This is a genomic window from Modicisalibacter luteus DSM 23508 (assembly GCF_000378505.1).
GTDB lineage: Bacteria > Pseudomonadota > Gammaproteobacteria > Pseudomonadales > Halomonadaceae > Modicisalibacter > Modicisalibacter luteus.
On sequence record NZ_KB899996.1, the window covers coordinates 210694 to 235074 of the forward strand.

The 24381-nt window shown below is 60.7% G+C and carries 19 protein-coding genes; 9 read left to right on the plus strand and 10 right to left on the minus strand.

Features of this window, described 5'->3' with window-relative positions:
* Positions 1 to 69: 69 nt before the first annotated feature.
* The 4 genes from F568_RS0113365 to F568_RS0113380 are packed head-to-tail and all read right to left on the minus strand — an operon-like array spanning position 70 to position 4877.
* Positions 70 to 1011 carry a glycosyl transferase family 90 gene (locus tag F568_RS0113365; protein WP_019019245.1) on the minus strand — a complete coding sequence of 314 codons (942 nt, stop codon included), beginning with the start codon at positions 1009 to 1011 and terminating at the stop codon, positions 70 to 72.
* 21 nt (positions 1012 to 1032) lie between these two features.
* Complete coding sequence (gene waaA / locus F568_RS0113370) at positions 1033 to 2364, minus strand: lipid IV(A) 3-deoxy-D-manno-octulosonic acid transferase (RefSeq protein WP_019019246.1); 1332 nt, start codon at positions 2362 to 2364, stop codon at positions 1033 to 1035.
* On the minus strand, positions 2354 to 3784 hold the full coding sequence (gene hldE, locus F568_RS0113375; RefSeq protein ID WP_019019247.1) for a bifunctional D-glycero-beta-D-manno-heptose-7-phosphate kinase/D-glycero-beta-D-manno-heptose 1-phosphate adenylyltransferase HldE: 1431 nt from the start codon (positions 3782 to 3784) through the stop codon (positions 2354 to 2356). Before hldE ends, waaA begins: the two co-directional genes overlap by 11 nt.
* Entirely contained in the window at positions 3774 to 4877 is a 1104-nt protein-coding gene (locus F568_RS0113380; RefSeq protein ID WP_019019248.1) for a glycosyltransferase family 9 protein, read from the minus strand. The genes hldE and F568_RS0113380 overlap by 11 nt, the downstream gene beginning before the upstream one ends.
* Here F568_RS0113380 and F568_RS0113385 point away from each other — a divergent pair.
* From F568_RS0113385 to F568_RS0113405, 5 genes are all read left to right on the plus strand, one after another.
* The gene (locus F568_RS0113385) at positions 4876 to 5601 is read left to right on the plus strand and encodes a 3-deoxy-D-manno-octulosonic acid kinase (protein WP_019019249.1); all 726 of its coding nucleotides are present in this window, start codon (positions 4876 to 4878) and stop codon (positions 5599 to 5601) included. The genes F568_RS0113380 and F568_RS0113385 overlap by 2 nt on opposite strands.
* A gap of 9 nt (positions 5602 to 5610) precedes the next feature.
* The gene (locus F568_RS0113390; protein WP_019019250.1) at positions 5611 to 7470 is read left to right on the plus strand and encodes a DUF3413 domain-containing protein; all 1860 of its coding nucleotides are present in this window, start codon (positions 5611 to 5613) and stop codon (positions 7468 to 7470) included.
* Positions 7471 to 7506: 36 nt separating this feature from the next.
* The gene (locus tag F568_RS0113395; RefSeq protein ID WP_019019251.1) at positions 7507 to 8295 is read left to right on the plus strand and encodes a glycosyltransferase family 2 protein; all 789 of its coding nucleotides are present in this window, start codon (positions 7507 to 7509) and stop codon (positions 8293 to 8295) included.
* On the plus strand, positions 8289 to 9347 hold the full coding sequence (locus tag F568_RS0113400) for a glycosyltransferase (protein WP_019019252.1): 1059 nt from the start codon (positions 8289 to 8291) through the stop codon (positions 9345 to 9347). The genes F568_RS0113395 and F568_RS0113400 overlap by 7 nt, the downstream gene beginning before the upstream one ends.
* A gap of 74 nt (positions 9348 to 9421) precedes the next feature.
* Entirely contained in the window at positions 9422 to 11017 is a 1596-nt protein-coding gene (locus F568_RS0113405; RefSeq protein WP_019019253.1) for a sulfatase-like hydrolase/transferase, read from the plus strand.
* A gap of 1 nt (position 11018) precedes the next feature.
* Here F568_RS0113405 and waaF read toward each other — a convergent pair whose 3' ends face one another.
* A complete protein-coding gene (waaF, locus tag F568_RS0113410; RefSeq protein ID WP_019019254.1) occupies positions 11019 to 12041 on the minus strand; it encodes a lipopolysaccharide heptosyltransferase II in 1023 nt (340 codons plus the stop codon).
* Entirely contained in the window at positions 12034 to 12990 is a 957-nt protein-coding gene (rfaD, locus tag F568_RS0113415) for an ADP-glyceromanno-heptose 6-epimerase (RefSeq protein WP_019019255.1), read from the minus strand. The genes waaF and rfaD overlap by 8 nt, the downstream gene beginning before the upstream one ends.
* Positions 12991 to 13186: 196 nt before the next feature.
* Here rfaD and glyQ point away from each other — a divergent pair, with 196 nt between their 5' ends.
* The 3 genes from glyQ to gmhB all read left to right on the plus strand — a co-directional run bounded on the left by glyQ (position 13187) and on the right by gmhB (position 16930).
* Entirely contained in the window at positions 13187 to 14134 is a 948-nt protein-coding gene (gene glyQ / locus F568_RS0113420; RefSeq protein ID WP_019019256.1) for a glycine--tRNA ligase subunit alpha, read from the plus strand.
* A gap of 2 nt (positions 14135 to 14136) precedes the next feature.
* Positions 14137 to 16203, plus strand: a complete 2067-nt coding sequence (glyS, locus tag F568_RS0113425; RefSeq protein ID WP_019019257.1) for a glycine--tRNA ligase subunit beta — start codon at positions 14137 to 14139, stop codon at positions 16201 to 16203.
* A gap of 136 nt (positions 16204 to 16339) precedes the next feature.
* Entirely contained in the window at positions 16340 to 16930 is a 591-nt protein-coding gene (gene gmhB, locus F568_RS0113430) for a D-glycero-beta-D-manno-heptose 1,7-bisphosphate 7-phosphatase (RefSeq protein WP_019019258.1), read from the plus strand.
* Positions 16931 to 17445: 515 nt separating this feature from the next.
* Here gmhB and gyrB read toward each other — a convergent pair.
* The 4 genes from gyrB to dnaA all read right to left on the minus strand — a co-directional run bounded on the left by gyrB (position 17446) and on the right by dnaA (position 23667).
* Positions 17446 to 19866 carry a DNA topoisomerase (ATP-hydrolyzing) subunit B gene (gyrB, locus tag F568_RS0113435; protein ID WP_019019259.1) on the minus strand — a complete coding sequence of 807 codons (2421 nt, stop codon included), beginning with the start codon at positions 19864 to 19866 and terminating at the stop codon, positions 17446 to 17448.
* 3 nt (positions 19867 to 19869) lie between these two features.
* Complete coding sequence (gene recF, locus F568_RS0113440) at positions 19870 to 20979, minus strand: DNA replication/repair protein RecF (protein ID WP_019019260.1); 1110 nt, start codon at positions 20977 to 20979, stop codon at positions 19870 to 19872.
* A 47-nt stretch (positions 20980 to 21026) separates the two neighbouring features.
* The gene (gene dnaN, locus F568_RS0113445; protein ID WP_019019261.1) at positions 21027 to 22130 is read right to left on the minus strand and encodes a DNA polymerase III subunit beta; all 1104 of its coding nucleotides are present in this window, start codon (positions 22128 to 22130) and stop codon (positions 21027 to 21029) included.
* Between the two features lie 67 nt (positions 22131 to 22197).
* The gene (gene dnaA / locus F568_RS0113450) at positions 22198 to 23667 is read right to left on the minus strand and encodes a chromosomal replication initiator protein DnaA (protein ID WP_019019262.1); all 1470 of its coding nucleotides are present in this window, start codon (positions 23665 to 23667) and stop codon (positions 22198 to 22200) included.
* A 570-nt stretch (positions 23668 to 24237) separates the two neighbouring features.
* On the opposite strand from dnaA, the gene rpmH reads away from it, so the two are divergent.
* The gene (gene rpmH, locus F568_RS0113460; protein ID WP_019019264.1) at positions 24238 to 24372 is read left to right on the plus strand and encodes a 50S ribosomal protein L34; all 135 of its coding nucleotides are present in this window, start codon (positions 24238 to 24240) and stop codon (positions 24370 to 24372) included.
* The last annotated feature ends 9 nt before the right edge of the window (positions 24373 to 24381 follow it).

Here is a 24381-nt window from a genome sequence, read left to right on the forward strand (position 1 = left end):
TACAGCTGGGCACTGTACGCCGTCATGAGCATGGGTTTTCAGGAGGTGCTGTACGGAAAGCCGCCGAGCCTAGAGCTGGCCGGACAATTCGAAATACTTCCTGGCAACCAATAACGAGATTAGCCGCTCCTGCCGACGATCCTTGAACTGTGCCGCATGCTGCTTGGCGTTGGCGATAATCTCTAGCGCCTCATCGGTGTGCGTGGCGTAATAATCCATCTTCTCCTCGAGATCGGCACAATCGTCCCGGAGCGGTACGTAATGCCGGTAAGGTTCGAGGCGCCCTTCCATGAACCACGTCTCGAAACGCGGCCTGGGCATGAGGCACAGCGAGTTCGACGCCAGGATCCACTTGAGGTTGGTCGCGACGTCCTTGCCCTCCAGGCTCAGCACGAATTTGTAGCGCAACTGGTCGCGTATGGACATGAAGGGCCGATAGTCGGGCTGCGACTTGAGTTTGGGGTCGGTCTGCCCGATGTCCATTCCCGGTTTGTCATGTAGCCGACGGACGACCGAGCGGCGCTGATCGTGAAAGCACTTGCCTCGCCATACCACTTCATTGCGCTTGCTTTCGAAAGGCTGCGGGTCGTCGATGAAATTGTAATGACGGATGCGGTTCAGCTTGAGCAGTACGGCATTGGCGTTGTCGCCATCGATGGGTCGGCTCTTGACGAAGGAGGGAACGGTGGGCACTTGGGTCACATCGCCGAAACGATACGCAAAGCGACATGCCGGATCGAAATAGCGCACCACGCTTTTTGCATCCAGGTAGTAGGTGCCCCGCCGTTCGTAGCGAAAGTCGGCGATCCGCTGCGCATGTATACCAAGCTCGAAGGGGGACTGGCGCTTGTTGTAGTAATTCACCCGATCGAGGACGTCATCAAGGTCTTGCTCTTGATGTCCGGCGAGGATCCGTTCCAGCCGATAGCGGAAGAGGCTATCCGGGGCCAGCAGCTTGAGTAGCCCAGCGGAGTAATAGCGAAGCTTTCGACTCTTGTGGACCAGGTTCATGGTCAGCTCTGCCCAGCGGCACTACTGAGAGTTATCGGTCCGTGTCGGTAACTCGGACGGACACGGTAATAGCCTTTCCAGGCCATCCAGCGTTCGCGCTAGCGCCCCCCGCTGAGCCATGATCGCCGCTTTCCCGGCGTCTCCCCGGCGCAGCCGCTCTGCGGGTGCCGCGAATAGATCGCTCACTGCTTCGCCCAATGCCTCGGCATCGGCGATGTCTGTCAGGGCATTAGCACTGCGCAGCACCTCGGCGACATCCAGGAAATTAGCCAGCTCGGGGCCACTCAGTACCGGCACACCAAGAATAGCCGGCTCGAGCAGATTATGCCCACCGATCGGCACCAGGCTACCCCCGACGAAGGCGATGTCAGCGGCGCCGTAGAGACGCATCAGCTCGCCCATGGTATCGCCCAAGTAGACCGTCGTTGCGCGCTGTACAGGCTCGCTGCGCGAACGACGCGCTAGATGTTCGCCCCGCATCCGGCAAAGATCAGCCACGTCGTCGAAGCGCTGGGGGTGCCTCGGAACTAAGACCAACAGGGCGTCGGGGTAACGCTCACGAATGCGGCCATGCGCCGTCAGTACCTGCTCATCCTCGCCGGGATGGGTCGATGCCGCGATCCATACCGGCCGCGTGCCAAATGATGCACGTAAGCGCTCACTTTCGCCACACACATTCTCATCGACACTGATATCGAATTTCAGTGATCCCACCACGCTGAGACGTTCGCTCGCCATCCCCAGCTCGCGGAAACGCTCGGCATCCTCGTTAGATTTCGCCGCCAGCCAATCGACCTTAGCCAAGGCATTGGCCATTAGCGCACCGAGACGACGGTAGCCGCGCATGGCCCGTTCGGACAGCCGCCCGTTGACCACCGCCACCGGTGTCCCTTGGCGATAGCAGGCCTCGAGCAGATTGGGCCACAGTTCGGTCTCGAAGAAGATGGCCAGATCAGGCGCTAGCTTGCTCACGAAACGCCGCGCTGCACCGGGGAAGTCCAGCGGCACGAAGTGATGGGTCACTTCGCCGCCGAACAGCGCATCAACACGCTCGGCACCAGTCGCGGTCATGGTGGTGATAACGAGCCGGTGTGCCGGATAGCGGCTGCAAAGCGCCTCGATCAACGGCCGTGCGGCAATTACTTCGCCCACTGAAGCCGCATGCAGCCATAGCGTCGCACCGTTTAGTGCCGGCACAAGGCCCAGCCGCTCGAGGCGCGGATGAGTGGGCACTTGCTCACGCCACACCCGCCGCCAGATCAGCGGCGATAGCGTGTACAACGCACCGCTGTAGAGACAGCGCGCCCAGCCCTTGGGCGGCCGCGAGGGCAACGACGAACGCTCAGCGCTCACGGTCGAGGATGGTCGAGATCATGGCGGTGGTTGAGACGCCGTCCTCGAAGCCCAGCACCTTGACCTCGCCGCCATTGGCGATGACCGCCTCGCCACCGGCGATGGCCTCGGGCTTATAGTCGCCACCCTTGACCAGTACATCGGGAAGCACCGCTTCGATCAGGCGCGCCGGGGTGTCCTCACTGAAGGCGACCACCCAATCGACGGCGCCCAGGCCGGCCAGCACCTGCATGCGTCGTGCCAGCGGGTTGATGGGACGTCGTGGGCCCTTTAGACGCGAGATCGAGGCATCATCGTTGACCGCCACGATTAGACGGTCGCCGAGACGCTTGGCCTGTTCCAGGTAGGCGACGTGGCCGGCGTGCAGAATGTCGAAGCAGCCGTTGGTCATCACCACACGCTCGCCACGCGCCTGAGCGGCACGTACTGCCTCGATCAACGCCGGCTCGGTGATGACCCCGAACTCGGCGAGCTTGTCGCCATGCAGGGCGGTGTAGAGTTCGGCGATCGACAGTGTTGCAGTGCCCGGCTTGGCGACCACCAAACCCGCGGCCAGGTTGGCCAGCGTCATCGCCTCGGGGTAGGCATGGCCGGCGGCCAAGGCCAGGCCAAGCACGCCGATTACCGTGTCGCCGGCGCCAGTAACGTCGAACACCTCGCGGGCGTGGGTCGGCAGGTGCAGCGGTGCATGGCCTTCACGGATCAGCGTCATGCCTTTTTCGCTGCGGGTCACCAGCAACGCCTCGAGGTCGAGCTCGGCACGCAGCCGTTCGCCCTTCGCCGCCAGTTCTTCATCGTCGCGACAGTGGCCAACCACGGCCTCAAACTCGCCAAGGTTGGGGGTGATCACGCTGGCCCCACGGTAACGGGCGAAGTCGCTGCCCTTGGGGTCGACCAGGACACGCTTGCCGGCGGCGCGGGCCAGCGCGATCAATGCCTCGACCCGGTTGAGGGTGCCTTTACCATAATCGGAGAGGATGACCACGTCGCTATCGGGTAGCGCCGCCTCGACCTTGCCCAGCAGCTCTGAAGTATCAACATCGCCGAGCTTCTGCTCGAAATCTAGGCGAATCAGTTGCTGGTTGCGGCTCATCACGCGCAGCTTGGTAATCGTGGGAATCGCGTCGCTGCGCTGCAAGTGGGCAATTACACCGGTCGCCTCCAGACGCTGCGAGAGCAGGTCGGCGTTATCGTCATTGCCGACCAGCCCTGCCAATGCGGCGTGCCCGCCCAGCGAGGCGATGTTGAGCGCGACGTTGGCCGCACCGCCGGGGCGATCTTCGGATTCACCGACATGCACCACCGGTACCGGCGCCTCGGGCGAAATGCGGGATGTGCCGCCATGCCAGTAGCGGTCGAGCATCACATCGCCGACAACCAGCAGGCGGGCCTGTTCCAGGGCGGTAAGATCAAGCTTCATTCGGAGGCTCCGGCGTGACGGTGCGAGGAAGCGCCAGCAGCGCTTCGGCCTGGGCAATGACATCCTCGGCACGGATCAGGGACATGGCATCGGGGTGGCGCACCCGCTCCCCCCAGGTGACGGTCTCGGGGTCTTTGTGCAGGTAAGTACGCACCGCCTCGGGGTAGCGGTTGACCACGTAGTCGCGCCATAGGTAAGGCGCGGCTCGGTCGGGATTGGTCGTGGCGTAGAGTCCTACGGTGGGTGTACCGAGGGCATTGGCCATGTGCACCGGGCCCGAGTCGGGGGCGACCACCAGGCGTGCCCGGTCGATCAATGCCAGCAACCCCTTCAGTGAACTGCCGCCGATGGCATCAATCACCGCCTCGTCAGGCACCAGAGCGCGGATTCGCTCGCCCATCTCGCGCTCCTGGGCACTGCCGCCGCCGGTGAGCAATGTTTTCAGGCCGTGCTGCGTCCAGAGGTGTTCAGTGACGGTAGCGTAGCCTTCCGGTGACCAGTTGCGGAAGTTGCGCAGGCGCGGATTGGCACAGGGACTCATCAGCACATAGGGTGCTTCACCGCTCACGCGCAACGCTTCGGCATAGGCCTCATCGGGCACGGACAGATTCCACTCAAGGTGATCGGTGTAGGCCGAATCGACTCCCAGCAGGCGAGCGAAATCCATGAACGACTCGAGAACATGGGCGCGCGGATGCGGGTCCAGCTGGCGATGGGTGAAGCGATGCTGCCAATCCTTGGCACGCGCCTTGTCGTACCCGACCCGAACCTTGGCCTTAAGCCCCAGCGACAGCGCGCTGGCACGCAAGGCCTGCTGCATATGAAGCAGGACATCGAAGTGCGTGTCGGCGAGCTGACGCCAGATCTCGCGCATGCCGGCCAAGCCGGTGGCCTTGTCGTAGACCACGAACTCGACCCCGGACAGGCCAGAAAGTAGACTGTGCTCGCCTTTGCCGACGATCCAGGTAAGGCGGGCTTCGGGCCACTGGCGCTGCAGGGCGCGTACGGTGGGCACCAGATTGCAGACATCGCCCAGTGCGGAAAGCCGCAGCACGCAGAGATGTGCGGGGCGCTCGGGCAGAGGACGCTTCATGCGGTTGGCAACGCTCCAGACGGGAAAAACTTACATTCTATATGATGCCGGCATTCTATGTGACGCCATGGCTACGCCACAAATCACGCCTGCCTGGTTCACCCCCGCCTTCTGGCAAGCCCGAGATGCCGTGACCGGCCAGGCTCCGGGACGTGGCGCCAGCCTGTTCGTATCCGCCGCGTCGGTGTTGCCAAGCGACAGGCAGTGGGTCTTACGCCTCTATTTGCGTGGTGGTTTGGCCGCTCGAATCAGTGAGACGCGCTACGTATGGGCCGTCCTCGAACGCACCCGGGCCTTTCGCGAGCTGCGCCTGACTGCGGCCCTGCACGAACGCGGCCTGCCGGTTCCCACGCCCGTTGCCGGTTGTGTCTGGCGGCATGGCCCCACCTACGAGGCCGGCCTGTTGACCGAGCGCCTGATGGGGGCGCGGGCCCTGGCCGAGATGCTGCCGGATGCCGACGATACGTTGCTGGCCCGGGTCGGTGAAACGCTGCGCCGGTTTCACGAGGCCGGGCTCGATCACGTCGATCTCAACGCACGCAACCTGCTGATCACCCCCGACGAGCGCGTCTGGCTGATTGATCTCGACCGCTGTCGCTTGCGCCGACCGGGCAGTTGGCAGGAGGCCAACCTCAAACGATTGCAACGTTCTCTGGAGCGCTTCTCGCCTGGCCAGGGCGAAAACAGGCTGCACCAGATACTCCGGGGCTATGACGTCCATTAACGAGACACCATGAACGAACCTTCCATTTCCCTACCCCGTCGGCGCTTGCGTGCCAGTCTTGCCTTTGCTCTATGTAACCTACCGCTGGTCTGGCTGATCGCCCTTCGCTACGTCCCATATCTCGAGGTGCCGGGTGACTGGCTCGGCGTAAGCTATCTTCTTACCACTTGGACCGGACATTTTGGCCTACTGGTGCTACTCGCCTGGGTGCCGCTGGCCTTCATCGCCCTGATGGTGCCTCGCCGTGTACTGTGGTTGCCAGCCGCACTAATGGTCACAGCTGGCATGTGGCTGCTGTTGCTGGATACTGGTGTCTATGCGCAGTATCGCTTTCACATCAATAAGTTCATGGTCACGCTGTTTCTGAATGACCAGAACGGTGAAATCTTCAGTTTCACGACGACAACCTGGCTCGTCGTCCTGGGTATCGCCTTGGGCCTGCTGGCGGGCGAGGCCTGGCTCGCGAAGCTCCTGTTCAATTCACCAAGGGCTTGGCGCCTGCCAGTCTGGCGCATGGCCGGTGGCCTGCTCCTGATCATGATCGTCAGCCACGCGATCCACATCATCGGTGATGCCCGCTATCAGCGCAGCGTCACACAACAGGCCGCTATCTACCCATTATTGTTTCCAGCGACAGCCAAGGACTTCATGAAGGATCGTGGCTGGCTCGATCCTCGTGCAGTACGTGCCGCAAATATCGATACCTCGCCAGACAGAGCCGAGAGTCTGAACTGGCCACGCCAGCCCTTGTCCTGCAATGCCCGAGCCACACCTCCCAATGTCCTGCTGATCCTCATCGATTCATGGCGTCACGATGAGTACAGCGCACGGAACACACCACAGATGCATGCGGCCCTCGACGGAACTGGACGGCGTTACCTCTCTCACTTCAGTGGTGGCAACAGCACACGCAGCGGTGTCATGAGCCTGTTCTACGGGCTGACCGGCAATTACTATCATTTCCTCGAGGACACCCAGACCCCCTCGCTGCTGATCAGCCAGTTGCAAGAGACAGGTTATGAATTGGGCATATTCAGCGCTGCCAGCCTGGACAGTGTTGGCTTCGACCGGTCAGTGTTTGCTTCGGTGTCTGAACTTCCTCCGGCTGCACAGGGCGAGACACCGGCACAGCGCGACCAGGCCATGACCGCGTCATGGCTGGACTGGCAGGCCGAGCGGCGCCGGACGGACTCCGAGGCGCCTTGGTTCAGCATGCTCTTCTACGATGCCCCGCATGGCTACAGCACACCAAAGCATGCAGCGATGCCTTTCCAACCTTCGGCACTGCGCATGAATTACCTCAAGCTGGGGCCAGAGACCGATCCGCTGCCTTACTACAACCTGCATCGCAATGCCGTCTATAACGATGATCGTCTGATCGGCCGAGTCATCGATGATCTCAAAGCCAGCGGCGAGTGGCAGAACACGGTCCTGATCGTGACCGGCGATCACGGCCAGTCCTTCAACGACTTCGGGCAGAACTACTGGGGACACAACAGTCACTTTGCGCCGCCGCAAACGCAGGTACCAATGGTGCTGCACGGCCCCGGCATTCCTGCCGGCAATCATGAAGGCACCACCAGCCACCTGGATGTGGTACCCACACTGATGCGCCACGTGCTGGGGTGCGTCAATGCTAGCGAGGACTACAGTCAGGGGCATGACATGCTGGACACCGCACTGGACCATCCTTGGGTCATGTCGAGCAGTTATCTCGACTATGGCATCATCGAGGAGCAGCGCATCACGGTAGTCGATGGGACTGGTGACTGGAAAGTCGTCGACCGACAGCTGAATCCGCTGAAAGAGACGATATCACCCGCCGTGCTGGAGGCCATGCAAGTATCCAGGCGTTTCTATGCACCCTAGCGGTCTCTTCGCACAACCCCGAATTCCGGAGCTTTCATGCCTCCCATTACCGGCGTGGTGATCACGCTCAACGAAGCCGACAACATCGAGGCCTGCCTGGAGTCACTGGCACGCGTCTGCGATGAGTTGATCGTCGTCGATTCGGGCTCCAGCGACGCGACATGCGAACTCGCCGAACGGGCCGGGGCGAAGGTCATTCCGCAGCCCTATCTCGGCGACGGGCCGCAGAAGAACGTTGGTCCGGCTCAAGCCAGCCATCGCTGGGTGCTTTCGCTGGACGCCGACGAGCGCCTGACCGACGAGGCCGTGCAAGCCATCCTGCAACTCGACCTGGCCACGACGACCCGGGCCGGCTTTGCCCTGCGCCGGCGCAATTTCATCGGCTCGCGCTGGGTCAGGACCTGCGGCTGGTATCCCGACTACTGCATCCGTCTGTACGATCGCGAGCGTACCGGCTTCTCCAACAGCCGACAGCACGCCTCAGTCCCTGCCGAGGACGTCGCCAGGCTGGACGCCGACATCGAGCATTATTCCTTCGCCAACCTCAGCGAGCTGTTCACCAAGGCCAGCGGGCGCTTCTCCACCCGTGCGGCCAAGATCATGTATCTCAAGGGCAAGCGCGTGAACGCATTATCCCCGTTCGTGCACGGCGCCAACGCTTTCGTCCGCAAATATGTCTTCCAGCGCGGCTTCTTGTCGGGCATCGATGGCGTCTCTGTAGCCCTTTCCGCCGCAGTGAACGCTTACCTCAAGTACGCCAAGCTGCTCGAATACCAGCGCGACCGCAAGGTACGCGATGCCGAGGACTTCGATCGGGTATGGTAATCTCGCCCACGCCCTTACATGTGCGTCACGTCAATCTCGCCAAGGGCTTTCGCGGCGGCGAACGCCAGACTGTGCTGCTGATTCGCGCCCTGGCCGTGTATGGCATCAGCCAAAGCCTGGTCTGCCGCCGCGACTCACCGCTGCCGGAGGCGCTGACCGATGTGGAAATCTCGATCCTGCATGCCGACCATCAATTGGCGGGGCATTTTCGGGGAGCGCGGGCCGATCTGGTCCACGCCCATGAGGCCAAGGCCGTGCACTGGGCCTACCTGCACCGCCGGCTGCGTGGCGTGCCCTATATCCTGACCCGGCGCGTGCCGCAGCCGGTCAAGGACAAGCCGTTCAATCGGCTCACCTACCGCTCGGCCGCCTGTGCCGTGGCGATTTCCCAGGTCATCGAGCGACACCTGGATGCGCTGGCCTGGTGTCCCGTCACGCGCATCCCCAGTGCGCTCTCGCACCTGCCCAGCGATCCACAGCAGGTAAAGGCACTACGCCAGCGCTTCGCAGGTCGTCGCGTGATCGGTCATATCGGCGCGCTCGTGGATCGCCACAAGGGGCAACGCCTGTTGATTGACGCAGCCCGGCAACTGCGCAAGTCACACCCCGAGCTGCTGTTCTTGTGTCTGGGGCAAGGCGAGGACGAGGCCGCACTCAAGCAGGAGAGCGCCGACCTGGACAATCTCGTCTGGGAGGGCTTTCGTAGCAACGTCGGCGACTACCTCGAGGTCATGGACCTGTTCGTCTTTCCCTCACGTAATGAAGGCCTGGGCTCGACCCTGCTCGATGTCATGGACCACGACGTGCCGATCGTCGCCACCGACGTAGACGGCATCCCCGATATCGTCGTAGACGATCAAAGCGGCGTTCTGGTACCGGCAAACGATGCTGCAGCTTTGGCCCGGGCTGTTGTCGCCCTGCTAGACGACCCCGCGCGCAGCCAGCGCCTCACGGCCGGAGCTAGGCAGCGCCTGGAAGGCTTCACACCCGCCGCCATGGCCAAGCGCTACTTCACGCTGTATCGCCGCCTGCTGGCGCCCGGCGAGGCATGAACGCCCCGTTTGCTTATGACAATCCCACGACAAGCTTGTTACTCTTTCGGCACTGCTGAAAGGATGCTGCAACGATGTCGATTCGTCATCCCGGGTATCGATGGCCGTCACTGACCCTTCTCGGGCTGTGTCTCGGGTATGCCATCACCACCGTACTCGCCCTACCCCACCTGTTCACGCTTCCCATGCTGGGACTCTGGCTGGCCCTCGCCTGGGGTTTTCGCTGGGGAGCGCCGAAGCAGGCCCGAGCACCCGACAGGGTCTGGCCATGGTCGCTTTTCCCCCTAGCTCTTTGGTGGCTGTGCGTTTATGTCACCAACAGCTACGGCCGGGTGGATTTTCCTGCCATCCTGTTCCATTTTCAGGCGGGCGTCACCGATCATGGCGGCACCGGACGGATACTGATCGCTATCGTACACACCCTGGCCGGTATCGCCATGCTGGCCGCATTTACCTGGCTGGTACGCGTCGATCACCGCTGGCGGCTGCTCGAAAAGGTCCTGGTGATGTTCCTGCTGGCCTTCAACCCGCTGTTATTCGGCATCACTCGCCAGGGAGCCGCCATCGTCACCGAGGACGGGGCCTGGCTAGACCGACGCTATATTCCGCCGGCTATCGAGGCCGCACCGGACAACCCGCCCAACCTCGTTCTGCTTTATCTGGAAAGCATCGAAGGCACCTATGCCGACGAGGCCCGGTTTGGCAATGTCTACGATGATATCGAGGCGCTGGGCCAGCGCGGGCTAGTATTCCATGGCGTCCGTCAGATCGAGAATACCGGCTGGACCATGGGCGGTATGATCGCCAGCCAGTGCGGCACACCGTTGATGCCGGCGGGATTGATCCATGACAATCAGTTCGAGCCGCTGCATCACGTAGTGCCCGGCGTGAACTGTCTAGGCGACCTGCTTGATGCCCAGGGCTACCAACTGATGTTCATGGGCGGCGCCAGTCTGCAATTCGCCGGCAAGGGACTGTTCTACCAGGGCCACGGTTTCGACCGCATGCTAGGCCGCGAGCAGCTCGAGAAGCGTCTCGAGGACCCGGCATACGTCAATAGCTGGGGTGTCAATGACGACTCGCTACTCGACATGGCCGTCGATGAGATTCGTGAGCTGGCCGAGACCCCCCAACCGTTCGCCTTCGTCGGGCTGACCCTGTCGGGACATCCACCCTACGGCTATCCGGCGCAGTCGTGCTACGACCGCCAGGGCGAGTTCGACGGCGTCAATATTCTTTATTCGGTACAATGCAGTGCCTTTCTGGCGCGCCGCTTCATCGAGCGCCTCGACAACGAAGGCTTGTTGAAGAATACGTTAGTGGTGGTGGCCAGCGATCATTTATCGATGAAGAACTCAGCCTGGCAGCGCCTGATCGAAGGCCCACGCGAAAACACGCTGATCATGTTCGGCAACGGCCTGCCCCAAGGCGTGATCCAGCGCGAGGCCTCGACTGTCGATACCCTGCCCACCCTGCTGGAGGCCATGGGCTTCTCGATTCCCTCGCATCGGGCAGGATTGGGCGCGTCGCTGCTATCGCCGGCCCAGACCTTGGTCGAGCGCCATGGCCTGGAGGGCTTCAACGAGCGCTTGCTCGAAGAGCGTGCCTTGCAGCAGCGCCTGTGGAAGCAGGCCGACGACATGCCCCCACCCACCAACACGCAGCCATGACCTAGCCCCGGATCGCGCGCAGCAGCCGTTCGGGAGCGAGTTGTTTCAAGCAGTTGGTGTGGCCCAGTGGACAGGTACGCTCAAAGCAAGGCGAGCAGGTCAGCGCCAAGGTATGAATGCAAGCCTTGTCGGTCAGCGGTGGCGTATAGCTCGGCGAGGTCGAACCGTAGATGGCATGGATCTGTGTGCCGACTGCCGCCGCCACGTGCATCAGTCCGGAGTCGTTTGTCACCACCTGGCGGCAATCGGCCAGCAGATCGACGGCATCGGCCAACTGCGTGCGGCCACACAGGTTGAACGCATGCGTCAGCCCACCGGCAATGGCCTCCCCCGCCTCGGTATCCTTGGGCCCGCCCATTACCCGAATCTCGAAACCCTCTTCGATTAGCTGCTCGGCCAGGCGGCGGAAGTGCCCCAGCGGCCACTGCTTGGAGGGGCCGAATTCGGCACCCGGCATCATGGCGATCGCTGGGCGCTGGCCCAAACCATGTCTGGTTTGCAACGCGGCAAGGTTGGCAGCATCGACCTCGAGCCGGGGCTGGGGAATCGCGAAGTCGCCACGCGCCGCCTCCTCCTCGGGCAAGCCCAGCGACACGAAGCGCTTGACGGTTTGATCGAGCACCGCCTTGTCCAGCCGACGTCGCTCGTTGAGCAGCAGCATGCGCTGCTCGCCGGTAAACCCGGTGCGGTGCGGTACCCGAGCCAGGAACGGCACCAGCGCCGATTTCCACGAGCGCGGCAGCACGATGGCCCGATCGAAGCGCTCACGCAGCGCACGGGCCAGTACCTGTCGGGACCGCCAGCCGAACTCGCCATGCTTTACGTCGAGCCCTATCGCCTCATCGACTTCTGCCATGCGTTCGAGGATCGGCTGCGACCACCCCGGCGCAAGGACTGCCACCGTACACCCGGGCCGGCGCGCCTTGAGGGTCTTGAACAGGCTCTGGGCCATAACCATGTCACCGACCCAGGACGGCCCCACGACCAGGATACGCTCACCCCCCGACGTCACTGCCTCAGTCATTGAGCCATTCCAGATACGCCGTCACGCCTTCGCGAACCGTCCGGAACTCGGCGCTATAGCCAGCTTGGCGCAGACGCGAGATGTCGGCACGGGTATAGCTCTGATAGCGGCCCTTGAGTTCGTCGGGGAAGTCGATGTAATCGATATCTCCCTTGCCGTAGTAATCGATCACCGTATCGGCGATAGCCTTGAACGGCTCAGCGCGTCCGGTGCCCAGATTGAAGATGCCGGATTGCTCGGGGTGGTCGAGGAACCACAGGTTGACGTCGACCACATCGCCCACGTAGATGAAGTCGCGGCTCTGCATGCCCGCCTCATAGCCGTCCCAGGCGCCGAATAGGCGCGGGTTCTGGCCCTGGCGCACCTGGGTGTGGTGATGATAGGCGACGCTGGCCATCTTGCCCTTGTGCTGCTCGCGCGGCCCGTAGACGTTGAAGTAGCGGAACCCCACCACCTGACTGGTGAAGCTGCGCCAACGTGCGCGCACGTATTGGTCGAATAGCAGTTTGGAGTAGCCGTAGACATTGAGCGGTTTCTCGTACTCGGGCGCCTCGACAAATACCTCGCTACCACCGTAGGTGGCTGCCGACGATGCGTACAGGAACGGAATGCCGCGCTTCTGGCAATAGTGCAGCAGGACCTTGGAATACTCGAAGTTGTTTTCGAGCATGTACTTACCATCCCACTCGGTGGTGTCCGAGCACGCCCCCTCGTGGAAAATGGCCTCGATGGGCGGCAGCCCTCCGTCTTCGCCATGCAACTGCGCCTGGATGCGACGCAGAAAATCATCCTTGTCGAGGTAGTCGCCAAGCGTGCAGTCGGCCAGGTTGACGAACTTGGTGCCATCGCTCAAGTCGTCGACTACCAGCACGTCGTTGCGGCCGCGCGCGTTGAGCGCCTTGACCAGATTGGCGCCGATGAATCCCGCGCCGCCTGTCACTACGATCATGTCGATCCCCTATGCTGGGTCACTCCGCCGCGGTCCGCCCCGGCGAAGTCGTATTGAAACCAATGTGCCGATCGAGGTGATATCCGACGTCGCAGGGCTGACGCGCAGGGACATTCCACCCCGGTGCCTATAACCGATCAGGCGGTGATTGTATACTCGACGGTTTGTGAATTCATGGGCCAACGGTGCTTCACCAATGACACAGTCGACGCCAGACGTGACAACCTTTCAGGGCCTGATCCTTGCCCTGCAGCAGTACTGGGCCGAAAAGGGCTGCGTAATCATGCAGCCGCTGGACATGGAAGTCGGCGCCGGGACCTTCCACCCGGCCACATTCCTGCGTTCCATCGGCCCCGAAACCTGGAATGCCGCCTACGTACAGCCTTCGCGCCGTCCTACCGACGGGCGCTACGGCGAGAATCCCAACCGCCTGCAGCATTATTATCAGTTTCAGGTCGTGATGAAGCCCTCCCCGGCCGACCTGCAGGAGCTTTACCTCGGCTCTTTGCAGCGCCTGGGTATCGACCCGCTGGTGCATGACATCCGTTTCGTCGAGGATAACTGGGAATCGCCCACCTTGGGCGCTTGGGGATTGGGCTGGGAAGTCTGGCTCAACGGCATGGAAGTGACCCAGTTCACCTATTTCCAGCAGGCCGGCGGCATCGAGTGCTACCCGGTCACCGGCGAGCTTACCTACGGCCTCGAGCGCATCGCCATGTACCTGCAGGACGTCGACAGCGTCTACGATCTGGTGTGGACGTTGGCCCCCGATGGTTCCAAGGTCACCTACGGGGATGTTTACCTACAGAACGAACGCGAGCAGTCGACGTATAATTTCGAATATGCCGATGTCCCGGCACTGTTCGCCAGTTTCGATCATCTCGAAAACGAATGCAGCAAGCTGCTCGGGGCCAACCTGCCCCTGCCCGCCTACGAAATGGTGCTCAAGGCCTCGCATACCTTCAACCTTCTCGACGCCCGCCACGCCATTTCAGTGACCGAGCGTCAGCGCTACATTCTGCGTGTACGCACCATGGCCCGTGACGTGGCCCACGCTTACTACGAATCGCGCAAGGCTGCCGGCTTCCCCATGGCCTCCGACGCCCTGCGCCAGGAACTACTCGCCGAAGAGGGAGACGCTTGAGCATGGCTTCCAACACCCTACTGGTCGAACTGGGCGTCGAAGAACTGCCGCCCGGCGCCATCGACAGTCTCTCCGAATCACTGGCATCCGGCATCGCCGCCGGGCTGCGGGAGGCCGAAGTCGATTTTGGCGCGGTCCGAGCCTACGCCACGCCGCGTCGTCTTGCCGTGCAGATCGAAGCCCTCGCCGACAAGCAGCCCGATCGCCAGATCGAGCGCCGTGGCCCGGCCCTGGCGGCGGCGTTCAAGGACGGTGAGCCGACCAAGGCCGCCCAAGGCTTTGCCCATTCCTGCGGTGTAAGCGTCGATGAGCTGATCCATCTGGAAACCGACAAGGGTACCTGGCTGGGTCATCGCTTCGAACAAACCGGGGAGGCGGTAACGGCGCTATTGCCCGAGATCGTCTCCAAGACGGTGGCCGCCCTGCCGGTTCCCAAAAACATGCGCTGGGGTACTTCGCGCATCGAGTTTTCTCGCCCCGTGCACTGGCTGGTCATGCTCTATGGCAGCGAGGTCGTCGACGCAGAACTCCTCGGTTTGAAAGCCGGACGCGAGACTCGCGGCCACCGTTTCCATGCACCGCAAGCCATTACTCTGGCCCATGCCGACGACTATCTGAGCGTACTGGAAGACGCCTACGTGCTTGCCGATCGTCAGCGACGCCGCGAACGCATCCGCGAGCAGGTATTGGCCGAGGCCGAAGTCCAGGAAGCCACAGCGGTGATTGACGAGGACCTGCTCGACGAGGTCAACGGCTTGGTGGAGTGGCCCGTGGCACTGGCTGGCAGCTTCGATGAGCGCTTCCTCGAGGTGCCTGCCGAATGTCTGATCTCGTCCATGAAGGCCAACCAGAAATATTTCCACCTGCTCGACGAAAGCGGCAAGCTCAAGCCGGGCTTTATTACCATCGCCAACATCGACAGCCGCGACCCACAGCAGGTCATCGAGGGTAACGAGAAGGTGATCCGCCCGCGTCTGGCCGACGCCGCGTTCTTTTACGAGACCGACCTCAAGCACAACCTGGCTTCACGTCGCGACGGGCTGGCCAGCGTGGTATTCCAGCAGCAGCTCGGTACTTTGGCAGACAAGGCTGAGCGTAGCGAAGCCGTTGCCCGCTATATCGCCGAGCGCATCGAGGGCGACAGCGAACACGCCGCTCGAGCTGCGCAACTCGCCAAGTGCGACCTGGTCAGCGAAATGGTGCTCGAGTTCCCTGAGCTACAGGGCATCATGGGCTGCTATTACGCCCGCCACGACGGCGAACCCGAGGATGTCGCGCTGGCCTTGCAGGAGCAGTACCTGCCGCGCTTCGCCGGCGATGCCATCCCACAGACTAAGACTGGCTTGGCTTTGGCCCTGGCCGACAGGCTAGATACCCTGACCGGCATCTTCGGCATCGGCCAGCGACCCACCGGTGCCAAGGATCCATTCGCCCTGCGTCGTGCCGCCATCGGCGTACTCAATATTTTGATCAAGGCCGAACTCGACCTTGATCTGCGCGAACTCCTCGCACAGGCGGCCGCTCAGCATCGCGACCTGCCCAAGGCCGACGGCTTGGTCGAAGAAGTGCTCGAATATATGCTCGACCGTTTCCGCGCCTGGACCCAGGACGAAGATATCGCCGTCGAGGTCTACCTTGCCGTGCGTTCACGTCCGGTCACCCGGCCGCTGGACTTCGCCCGTCGTATCCGTGCCGTGCACGCCTTCAGCCAGCGCGAGGAAGCGGCTGCTCTGGCGTCGGCGAACAAGCGTGTCTCCAATATCCTGGCCAAGCAAGGCGGAGAGGTGTCTTTTCACGTGGCCAGCGAGCTGCTTTCCGAAGCTGCCGAGCAAGCCCTCGCCGATGCTCTTGAGGCACGTCGCCGTGAAGTCGCCCCGCTATTCGCCGAGGCCCGCTACAGCGAGGCCCTCGATGCTCTAGCGGCCCTGCGAGAGCCGGTCGATACTTTCTTCGACGAGGTCATGGTTATGGCCGATGACGAGGCGGTGCGTCGCAATCGCTTGGCATTGTTGGCCAACCTTCAGGGGCTATTCCTCGAAGTGGCGGATATCGCCGAACTGCAGCAGTAACTCGCTCGCTATACTGAGTGAAAGACGAAGGCCGGTGTCTAGCCGGCCTTTTTCATGCGTACTGTTTCACGTGAAACACCTATAAACGCATCGCAGCAGGGAGTTTCACGTGAAACATGACAGGAGTCTCCTGACCATGACCCAGCAGCCGATACCCACCCAACCCTATGGTTCGGCACCACAGAAAGTAGTAATACTCGACCGCGACGGGGTCATCAACGAGGATTCCGATGAGTACATCAAGTCACTCGACGAATGGAAGCCCTACCCCCAAGCCATCGAAGCCATCGCCCACCTAGCCCGTCATGGCTGGACGATTGCCGTGGCGACCAACCAGTCGGGGATCGCTCGAGGCTATTACGACGAGGAGGAACTGGCTCGCATGCATGAGCGCCTACTGGCCCTCGTTCGCGAGGCTGGGGGTGACATCGCGCGTATCGCTTATTGCCCACACGGTCCCGACGATGATTGTGTCTGTCGCAAGCCACGCGTCGGTCTGCTCGATGAAATTCAGAGCGCGTTGAAACTCGATAGCCTTGAGGGCACCTGGCTGGTTGGCGATAGCTTGCGGGATCTTCAGGCAGGCAAGAGCAAGGGTTGCCATAGCGTGTTGGTACGCACCGGCAAGGGAAAGCGGACCGAGGCAAAGGGTGGATTGGGCGAAGCCCAGGTATTCGATGACCTGGCTGCGTTTGCCTATTTCTTGCAACCTCACTCTTACACTTGATGTTTCAGGCAAATGGAGCCGGGATGGTAAAAATTCGCTTAGTATGTTTCACGTGAAACAACACAGACAGGCTACCGTCTGGCTCCCTTCTGGGCGGGTTTGTATCTTAGGGCAGACTCAAACGGATCGTGATCAACTCAAACATTCCATCAGGTAAATAGCAGGGCGTTGATATCGACTGGTGGCATACTGCCACGCCGAGGATGCTGAATAGCATGTAGGTTAATTCCGTGGCGAGGCTCGTTGCCTACCCTCAAGCCATTTTTGCATAGCCTGCCCTCAACATCTTGGAATTGCTGCGCAGCAAACGCCATCAATAAGCGCAGCAAATTCGCTATGGCTTTAACGTAATCGACCACAGCCTTGACTTAGCGACTTTGAGTCCTCGCCTCCGGCCAGCATCGTTTACTATTGGCTAGCCGAATAGCTTTCACTTAGCTTCTCATTCTGAAAAAAACAAAACCCGGCCTCTGGCGAGACCGGGTTTTTTCGGCAATCAGATCCGATCCAGAAGGTTACACGTCCAGATTGGCCACCAGCGCATTCTGTTCAATGAAGTCACGACGCGGCTCGACCTCATCACCCATCAGCGTATTGAACATCATGTCGGCTGCCACGGCATCCTCGATGGTCACGCGCAGCATGCGACGTGTATCGGGATCCATGGTGGTTTCCCACAACTGGTCCGGGTTCATCTCACCCAGTCCCTTATAGCGCTGGATCGAGAACCCGCGCTGGGCTTCCGCCATCAGCCACTCCAGCGCCTCGTAGAAGTTGCTCACCGGCTTGCTGCGCTCGCCCCGCGACACGTAGGCGCCCTCTTCCAGCAGGCCGTTGAGCGTCTCGCCCAATGCCGCCATGGCGCGATAATCGGCGCTCTGGAAGAAATCCAGGCCGCAGACATAATCTGTAGTCACGCCATGGGCCGTCAGTGCTACGCTCGGCAGGTAAATACCACGCTCAACGTCTTCCTTAAGCTGGAATACATGACGCGGACCACCCTCGTACGCTACTAGCGAGTCCATCTCCGCCTGCAGGAAATCGATCCAGTTCTGCATGGTCACGCGATCTTTGAGGCTCTCCTCGCCTTTCAGCGTGGCGGCATGAACGATCTTGCGCAGCACCTCGTTGGGATAAACGCGCGACAGGCGATCAATGCGCTTCATCACGTCACGGTACTGACTAACCAGCCCCTCGAGCTGCTCGCCGCCGATACCCGGCGCATCCGCATGAACATGCAGGCGGGCTCCATCCAGGGCAGTAGACGTAAGGTAATCGAGCAGGGCTTGCTCATCCTTGAGGTACATCTCCTGCTTGCCGCGCTTGATTTTGTACAGCGGCGGCTGGGCAATGAAAATGTGTCCGCGCTCGATCAACTCGGGCATCTGACGGAAAAAGAACGTCAGCAGCAGGGTACGGATATGCGAACCGTCAACGTCGGCATCGGTCATGATGATGATTGAGTGGTAGCGCAACTTGTCGGGATTGAATTCCTCACGCCCGATCCCGCAGCCCAGAGCGGTAATCAAAGTGCCCACCTCGGCGGACGACAGCATCTTGTCGAAGCGCGCCTTCTCAACATTGAGGATCTTGCCCTTGAGCGGCAGGATCGCCTGCGTGCGACGATCGCGGCCCTGTTTGGCGCTGCCGCCCGCCGAGTCGCCCTCGACCAGATAGAGTTCGGAGAGACTGGGATCCTTCTCTTGGCAGTCGGCCAGCTTGCCGGGCAACCCGGCAATGTCCAGCGCGCCTTTTCGGCGCGTCATGTCGCGCGCCTTGCGGGCCGCTTCACGGGCACGCGCGGCATCAAGCATCTTGTTGACGATCGCCTTGGCTTCGTTAGGGCGCTCGACCAGATACTCGGAGAACTGCCGCCCCATTTCCTGCTCGACAGCCGTCTTGACTTCAGAGGAGACCAGCTTTTCCTTGGTCTGTGAAGAGAACTTGGGATCTGGCACCTTAACCGAGACGATCGCCGTCAGGCCTTCACGAGCATCATCACCAGTGGTGTTGACCTTGGCCTTCTTGAGCAGCCCCTCGGCCTCGATGTAGTTGTTCAATGAACGGGTCAGTGCCGCACGAAACCCGGCCAAGTGTGTCCCACCATCACGTTGCGGGATGTTGTTGGTGTAGCAAAAGATGTTTTCGGCAAAGGTGTCGTTCCACTGCATTGCAACTTCGACGCCCACGCCATCTTCACGTTCGACATTGAAGTGAAAGACCGGGTTCAGCGATGTCTTGTTGGTATTGAGGTGATCGACAAACGCCTTGAGGCCACCTTCATAGTGAAACAACTCTTCCCTGCCACTGCGCTCGTCGAGCAGTCGGATGGCAACACCGGAGTTCAGGAACGACAGTTCGCGCAAGCGCTTGGCCAGGATGTCGTAGTGGAACTCGATATGTGTGAAGGTTTCCTGGGAAGGACGAAAGTGCACCCGCGTGCCGCTCTTCTCAGTCTGACCAACCACGGCCAGCGGCGCCTGCGGCACCCCGTGCTGGTAAGTCTGCTCGTAGACATCGCCGCTGCGCCAGACGGTCAGCTTGAGCTCCTCGGAGAGAGCGTTGACTACGGACACACCGACACCGTGCAGCCCGCCCGATACCTTGTAGGAGTTATCATCGAACTTGCCGCCGGCATGCAGCACAGTCATGATCACTTCTGCCGCCGACACCCCCTCTTCCGAGTGAATGTCGGTGGGAATGCCACGACCGTTGTCACTCACCGTAACCGATTCATCGGGGTGGATCACTACCCGAATCTCACTGCAATAACCCGCCAGTGCCTCGTCGATGGAATTATCCACCAGCTCGAACACCATGTGGTGCAGGCCAGTCCCATCGTCGGTATCGCCGATGTACATACCTGGACGCTTGCGTACTGCGTCCAGGCCCTTGAGAACCTTGATACTCGATGAGTCGTAAGCCTGTTCGCTCATTGGCTACTCCGTCGTGAAGTCATACTGTCCATGGTCCACGAGCCGACCTTGTTTCACGTGAAACATTGCGACTGAGGTTTCCGGCTGCCACAGGTCGGCAAGCGCCTCGCGCTCGACACTGGTAATGAAGACCTGACATTGCATGCGCTCGAGCCAGCGACAGAATGCCTGTCGATGTTCGAGATCCAGCTCCGCGGGCAGGTCGTCGATAAGATACACACAGGTGCGCCCCGTCATGGCTTCCAGCAGGCGTCCCTGAGCCAGCTTCATGGCACTGACTACCAGCTTCTGCTGACCCCGGGAAAGCACTTCCACGGCCGGGCGGCGCGACAACCGGATGCGCAGGTCGGCTCGCTGTGGCCCCTGCTGGGTAAATCCCATCTGGGTATCGCTGAGGCGCCCATGGTCCAGCACGTCAGCCAGCGGACGACTGCGATCCCACCCTCGGTAGTATTTCAATGCCAGATCGGGCAAGGGCAGCAAGCCTTCGAGCGTCTCCTCGAACACCGGCAGAAAGCGTTCCACGTAAGCCTCGCGCAGTGCGTCGAGCCGTTCGCTCCACTGCACCAGTTCGTGCTCCCAGACCTTGATGGACTGAACGTCGATTCTATCATGCCTAAGCAGGGCATTCCGATGTTTCAATGCCCGTCGAAACCCTTTCCAGACCGTGAAGAAGTCATGTTTCACGTGAAACACGCCCCAGTCCAGAAACTCTCGACGGGAGGCTGGCGATCCTTCGAGTAGACGAAAGGCATCGGGATTGATCAATTGTAACGGCAAGGCTTCGGCCAGTTGCGCCACTCGGGCAACGCGCTCGCCACCCATGCGCATTTCCAGTTCACTGGAGGCCCGTTGCCTACGTATGCCCAGCGGCAAAGGAGGCGGTCCTGTCAGACGGCCATGCAACACCAGGGCATCGTTGTCGTGTCCAATGGCGTTCTTGACCTTCTGCGTGCGAAAGGAACGCCCCATCCCCAGCAGGTACACCCCTTCGAGTATGCTTGTCTTGCCGCTACCGTTGGCGCCGAAAATCAAATTGATCCCGGCCGCCGGACGCATGTCCAGCGAATCGAGATTACGCAGGCCCAGCAAGTTCAGACGGTCAAGAGGCATCGTCACGCTCGGCGGCGGCGCACAGAGGCGCCGCCGATCGGAAAGGATTAGAGACGCATAGGCATGACGACATACAGGGCATCCCCGCCGCCCGGCTCTTCCATGATTGCGCTGCTGTTGGGGTCGGACAGGGTCATCTGTACGCGATCCTCGCCGAGTGCATTGAGCACATCGATTAGATATCCGACATTGAACCCAATCTCCATGGCCGCGCCATCGTACTCAATGGAGACGTTCTCTTCGGCCTCTTCCTGTTCAGGATTATTGGCCATGACGCGCAGGTTTCCCTCCTCCAGGTTCAGGCGTACCCCGCGGTACTTCTCGTTGGAGAGTATCGATGTGCGCGACAGGACCTGGCGCAGCTCGGCACGCTCGGCAATGAAAACCTTGTCGCCACCGCGCGGAATAACCCGCTCGTAATCGGGAAACTTGCCGTCGACCAGCTTGGAGGTAAAAGTGAACTCTCCGGTGTGGGCGCGGACATGGTTGGCGCCCAGCGTTAGCCTGACCGGATTATCACTATTGTCCAGCAGGCGGGCCAGTTCGAGGATGCCCTTGCGCGGCACGATAAGCTTCTGTGCAGGTTCGACATCCACTTCTGCCGAGCGCGAGCAGACCGCCAGTCGGTGCCCGTCGGTCGCCACCGTGCGCACGATATGGTGGCCCAACTCCAGCAGCATGCCATTGAGATAGTAGCGTACGTCCTGCTGCGCCATGGCGAAGGCAGTTGAGTCTATAAGGTGCTTGAGGGTGCCGCGGGGCAGGCTGAGCTCCTGTGTGCTCTGGCCATCTTCGATATTGGGGAATTCGGCCACTGGCAGCGTCGACAGGGTGAAGCGAGAACGCCCGGCCCTCAGCACCGCCCGCCCTTCTTCCAGGCTGAAGTTGATCTCGGACTGATCCGGCAGCGACTTGCAGATATCCATCAGCTTGCGTGCCGGCACAGTCGCTGATCCGGGTTCGTCGACCGTGTTGGGCTCGGTGCGTCCAATCAGTTCGACCTCGAGGTCAGTACCGGTCAGGGATAGCTGATTATCCTGCACCTCGAGAAGCACGTTGGACAGCACTGGCAACGTCTGTCGACGCTCGACCACACCGGCGACCAGCGTCAGCGGACGCAGCAACGCTTCGCGGGAGATGGAAAATTTCATGAAGGCTCCACTCTTGGACTGGGTTCCTGGGCATCATTGTGCCATTGCATGGGCAATGTCTGCCGTGTCAGCTGGTCAGCAATCGCAACAGGTTCTTGTAATCCTCGCGGATGTCCGCGCTCTCTTCCTTCAACGATTGAATCTTTCGGCAGGCATGTAGCACGGTGGTGTGGTCGCGACCGCCGAAGGCATCGCCGATTTCCGGCAGGCTATGGTTGGTCAGTTCCTTCGCCAGCGCCATGGCGACCTGGCGAGGGCGTGCGACGGAGCGCGAGCGCCGCTTGGAAAGTAGATCGGCAACCTTGATCTTGTAATACTCGGCCACGGTGCGCTGGATGTTATCCACCCCAACCTGCTTGTCCTGCAGCGCGAGCAAGTCTTTCAAAGACTCGCGAATGAAATCCTGGGTGATCGGCTTGCCCATGAAGTGAGAGTCGGCGATCACCTTTTTCAATGCGCCTTCCAGTTCGCGAACGTTGGAACGAATTTTCTGAGCAATGAAGAAAGCCGCGTCATGGGGCAGATCGACTTTGGCCTGGTCAGCCTTCTTCATCAGGATCGCCACGCGTGTTTCCAACTCCGGAGGCTCGATCGCTACCGTCAGTCCCCAGCCAAAGCGTGACTTCAGGCGTTCTTCCACTCCACTGATTTCCTTAGGGTAGCGGTCGGAAGTCAGGATCATCTGCTGGCCGCCCTCAAGCAGGGCATTGAAGGTATGGAAAAACTCTTCCTGGGAGCGCTCCTTGCCGGCAAAGAACTGGATGTCGTCGATCAATAGCGCGTCGACACTTCGGTAGAAACGCTTGAAATCGTTAATGGCATTGAGCTGCAGCGCCTTGACCATATCCGCCACGAAGCGCTCTGAGTGCAGGTAGATTACCTTCGCATTTTCCCGTTGTTTGGCGAGCTGGTTGCCAACGGCATGCATGAGGTGCGTCTTACCTAGGCCGACGCCCCCGTAAAGGAACAATGGATTGTAAGCGCCACCAGGATTCTCCGAGACCTGTCGCGAGGCGGCCCTCGCCAGCTGGTTCGACTTACCCTCGACGAAGGTATCGAAAGTGAAGTTGGGGTTGAGGCCGCTCTGATGTTTGAGGCTACCTTCGACTTGCACCTGCCGCTCGCCCGACGCACCACGTCGAGGCGCTTCCTCGCGTAGCTGCTCTATTTCCTGCTCGTCAGCGTAATCACCGCGCGGAGAGGTATGTACAGCCGGTGCAGCCGACTGCGGGAAACGACTGGCCGAGACCGGGCTGCCCAGATCGCGGGGCTGCGGGCTTGGCGCCGCACGCCGGCTACCTACCGCCAGGGTTACCTTAGGGGGCTTGGCTGGTGATAGCTCACGCAACAACTCATTGATGCGCTTGAGGTACTTGTCGCTGACCCAGTCCCGAACAAAGCGATTGGGCGCCAACAGACATAGCTCGTTGGCATCCCCTTCCTCCGCCTGCAAAGGACGAATCCAGGTATTGAACTGCTGAGAATTCAGCTCGTCCTGCAGAAAGCCAAGACATTGTTGCCAAAGAGCGACCGACACGCGACCTCACCATCCAGTTAGCGAATGATCGGGGATTGTATCGCTCTCGGGGCGAGTTATCCACACGACGACAAGGCATTTCTTCCTGTGGAAAACTTGCCCACAGCCAAGTGGACAGGAGAGGTATATAGTAGAGGACAAGTCTACCCTGTGGATGGAATGGAAGTTATCCACATCGCTATCCCCGCGCCCCACACCGGCTATCAGCATGCCCTCCACAGTAATATTATTGCTATAAGCCCTTAAGAAGCCTGACTTTTAATCACTTATCCACACATATTGCCCACAGTATTAATAACAACATCAGTAAGAAACCAAACGTTATTATAGTGGTTCGATAGGCATCTTCTGATTTCGTTAATTGCTGATGCAGTCATTCGACATGCGGTTGAAAACACTCACGGCAGGGCATTCCCAAACCACGTGTGGATAAATTCGCGTAAAAATTGCACGTGGCTTGCGAATTCACTAGAATTCCCGACCTTGAACCGAATCCGCCCTGGTTCCCGATCGGAGCCAGGGCACTCCGTTTGACCTCTTGTTCACTTAACCACGTGGGAAGCAGCAGCTATGAAACGTACTTTTCAGCCCAGCGTTCTGAAGCGCAAGCGCGTGCACGGCTTTCGTGCCCGCATGGCCACCAAGAACGGCCGCCAGGTCATTGCGCGTCGTCGCGCCAAGGGTCGCAAGCGTCTGAGCGCTTGATCCCGGTTG

Bases quoted from the DNA above. Each gene is read 5' to 3' on its own strand.
- glyQ (WP_019019256.1), top strand. From the start codon at position 13,187: ATGACACAGTCGACGCCAGACGTGACAACCTTTCAGGGCCTGATCCTT.
- dnaN (WP_019019261.1), bottom strand. From the start codon at position 22,130: ATGAAATTTTCCATCTCCCGCGAAGCGTTGCTGCGTCCGCTGACGCTG.
- rpmH (WP_019019264.1), top strand. From the start codon at position 24,238: ATGAAACGTACTTTTCAGCCCAGCGTTCTGAAGCGCAAGCGCGTGCAC.
- F568_RS0113385 (WP_019019249.1), top strand. From the start codon at position 4,876: ATGCGGTTGGCAACGCTCCAGACGGGAAAAACTTACATTCTATATGAT.
- F568_RS0113365 (WP_019019245.1), bottom strand. From the start codon at position 1,011: ATGAACCTGGTCCACAAGAGTCGAAAGCTTCGCTATTACTCCGCTGGG.
- gmhB (WP_019019258.1), top strand. From the start codon at position 16,340: ATGACCCAGCAGCCGATACCCACCCAACCCTATGGTTCGGCACCACAG.
- gyrB (WP_019019259.1), bottom strand. From the start codon at position 19,866: ATGAGCGAACAGGCTTACGACTCATCGAGTATCAAGGTTCTCAAGGGC.
- F568_RS0113380 (WP_019019248.1), bottom strand. From the start codon at position 4,877: ATGAAGCGTCCTCTGCCCGAGCGCCCCGCACATCTCTGCGTGCTGCGG.
- F568_RS0113405 (WP_019019253.1), top strand. From the start codon at position 9,422: ATGTCGATTCGTCATCCCGGGTATCGATGGCCGTCACTGACCCTTCTC.
- F568_RS0113390 (WP_019019250.1), top strand. From the start codon at position 5,611: ATGAACGAACCTTCCATTTCCCTACCCCGTCGGCGCTTGCGTGCCAGT.
- F568_RS0113395 (WP_019019251.1), top strand. From the start codon at position 7,507: ATGCCTCCCATTACCGGCGTGGTGATCACGCTCAACGAAGCCGACAAC.
- hldE (WP_019019247.1), bottom strand. From the start codon at position 3,784: ATGAAGCTTGATCTTACCGCCCTGGAACAGGCCCGCCTGCTGGTTGTC.
- recF (WP_019019260.1), bottom strand. From the start codon at position 20,979: ATGCCTCTTGACCGTCTGAACTTGCTGGGCCTGCGTAATCTCGATTCG.
- rfaD (WP_019019255.1), bottom strand. From the start codon at position 12,990: ATGATCGTAGTGACAGGCGGCGCGGGATTCATCGGCGCCAATCTGGTC.
- waaF (WP_019019254.1), bottom strand. From the start codon at position 12,041: ATGACTGAGGCAGTGACGTCGGGGGGTGAGCGTATCCTGGTCGTGGGG.
- glyS (WP_019019257.1), top strand. From the start codon at position 14,137: ATGGCTTCCAACACCCTACTGGTCGAACTGGGCGTCGAAGAACTGCCG.
- F568_RS0113400 (WP_019019252.1), top strand. From the start codon at position 8,289: ATGGTAATCTCGCCCACGCCCTTACATGTGCGTCACGTCAATCTCGCC.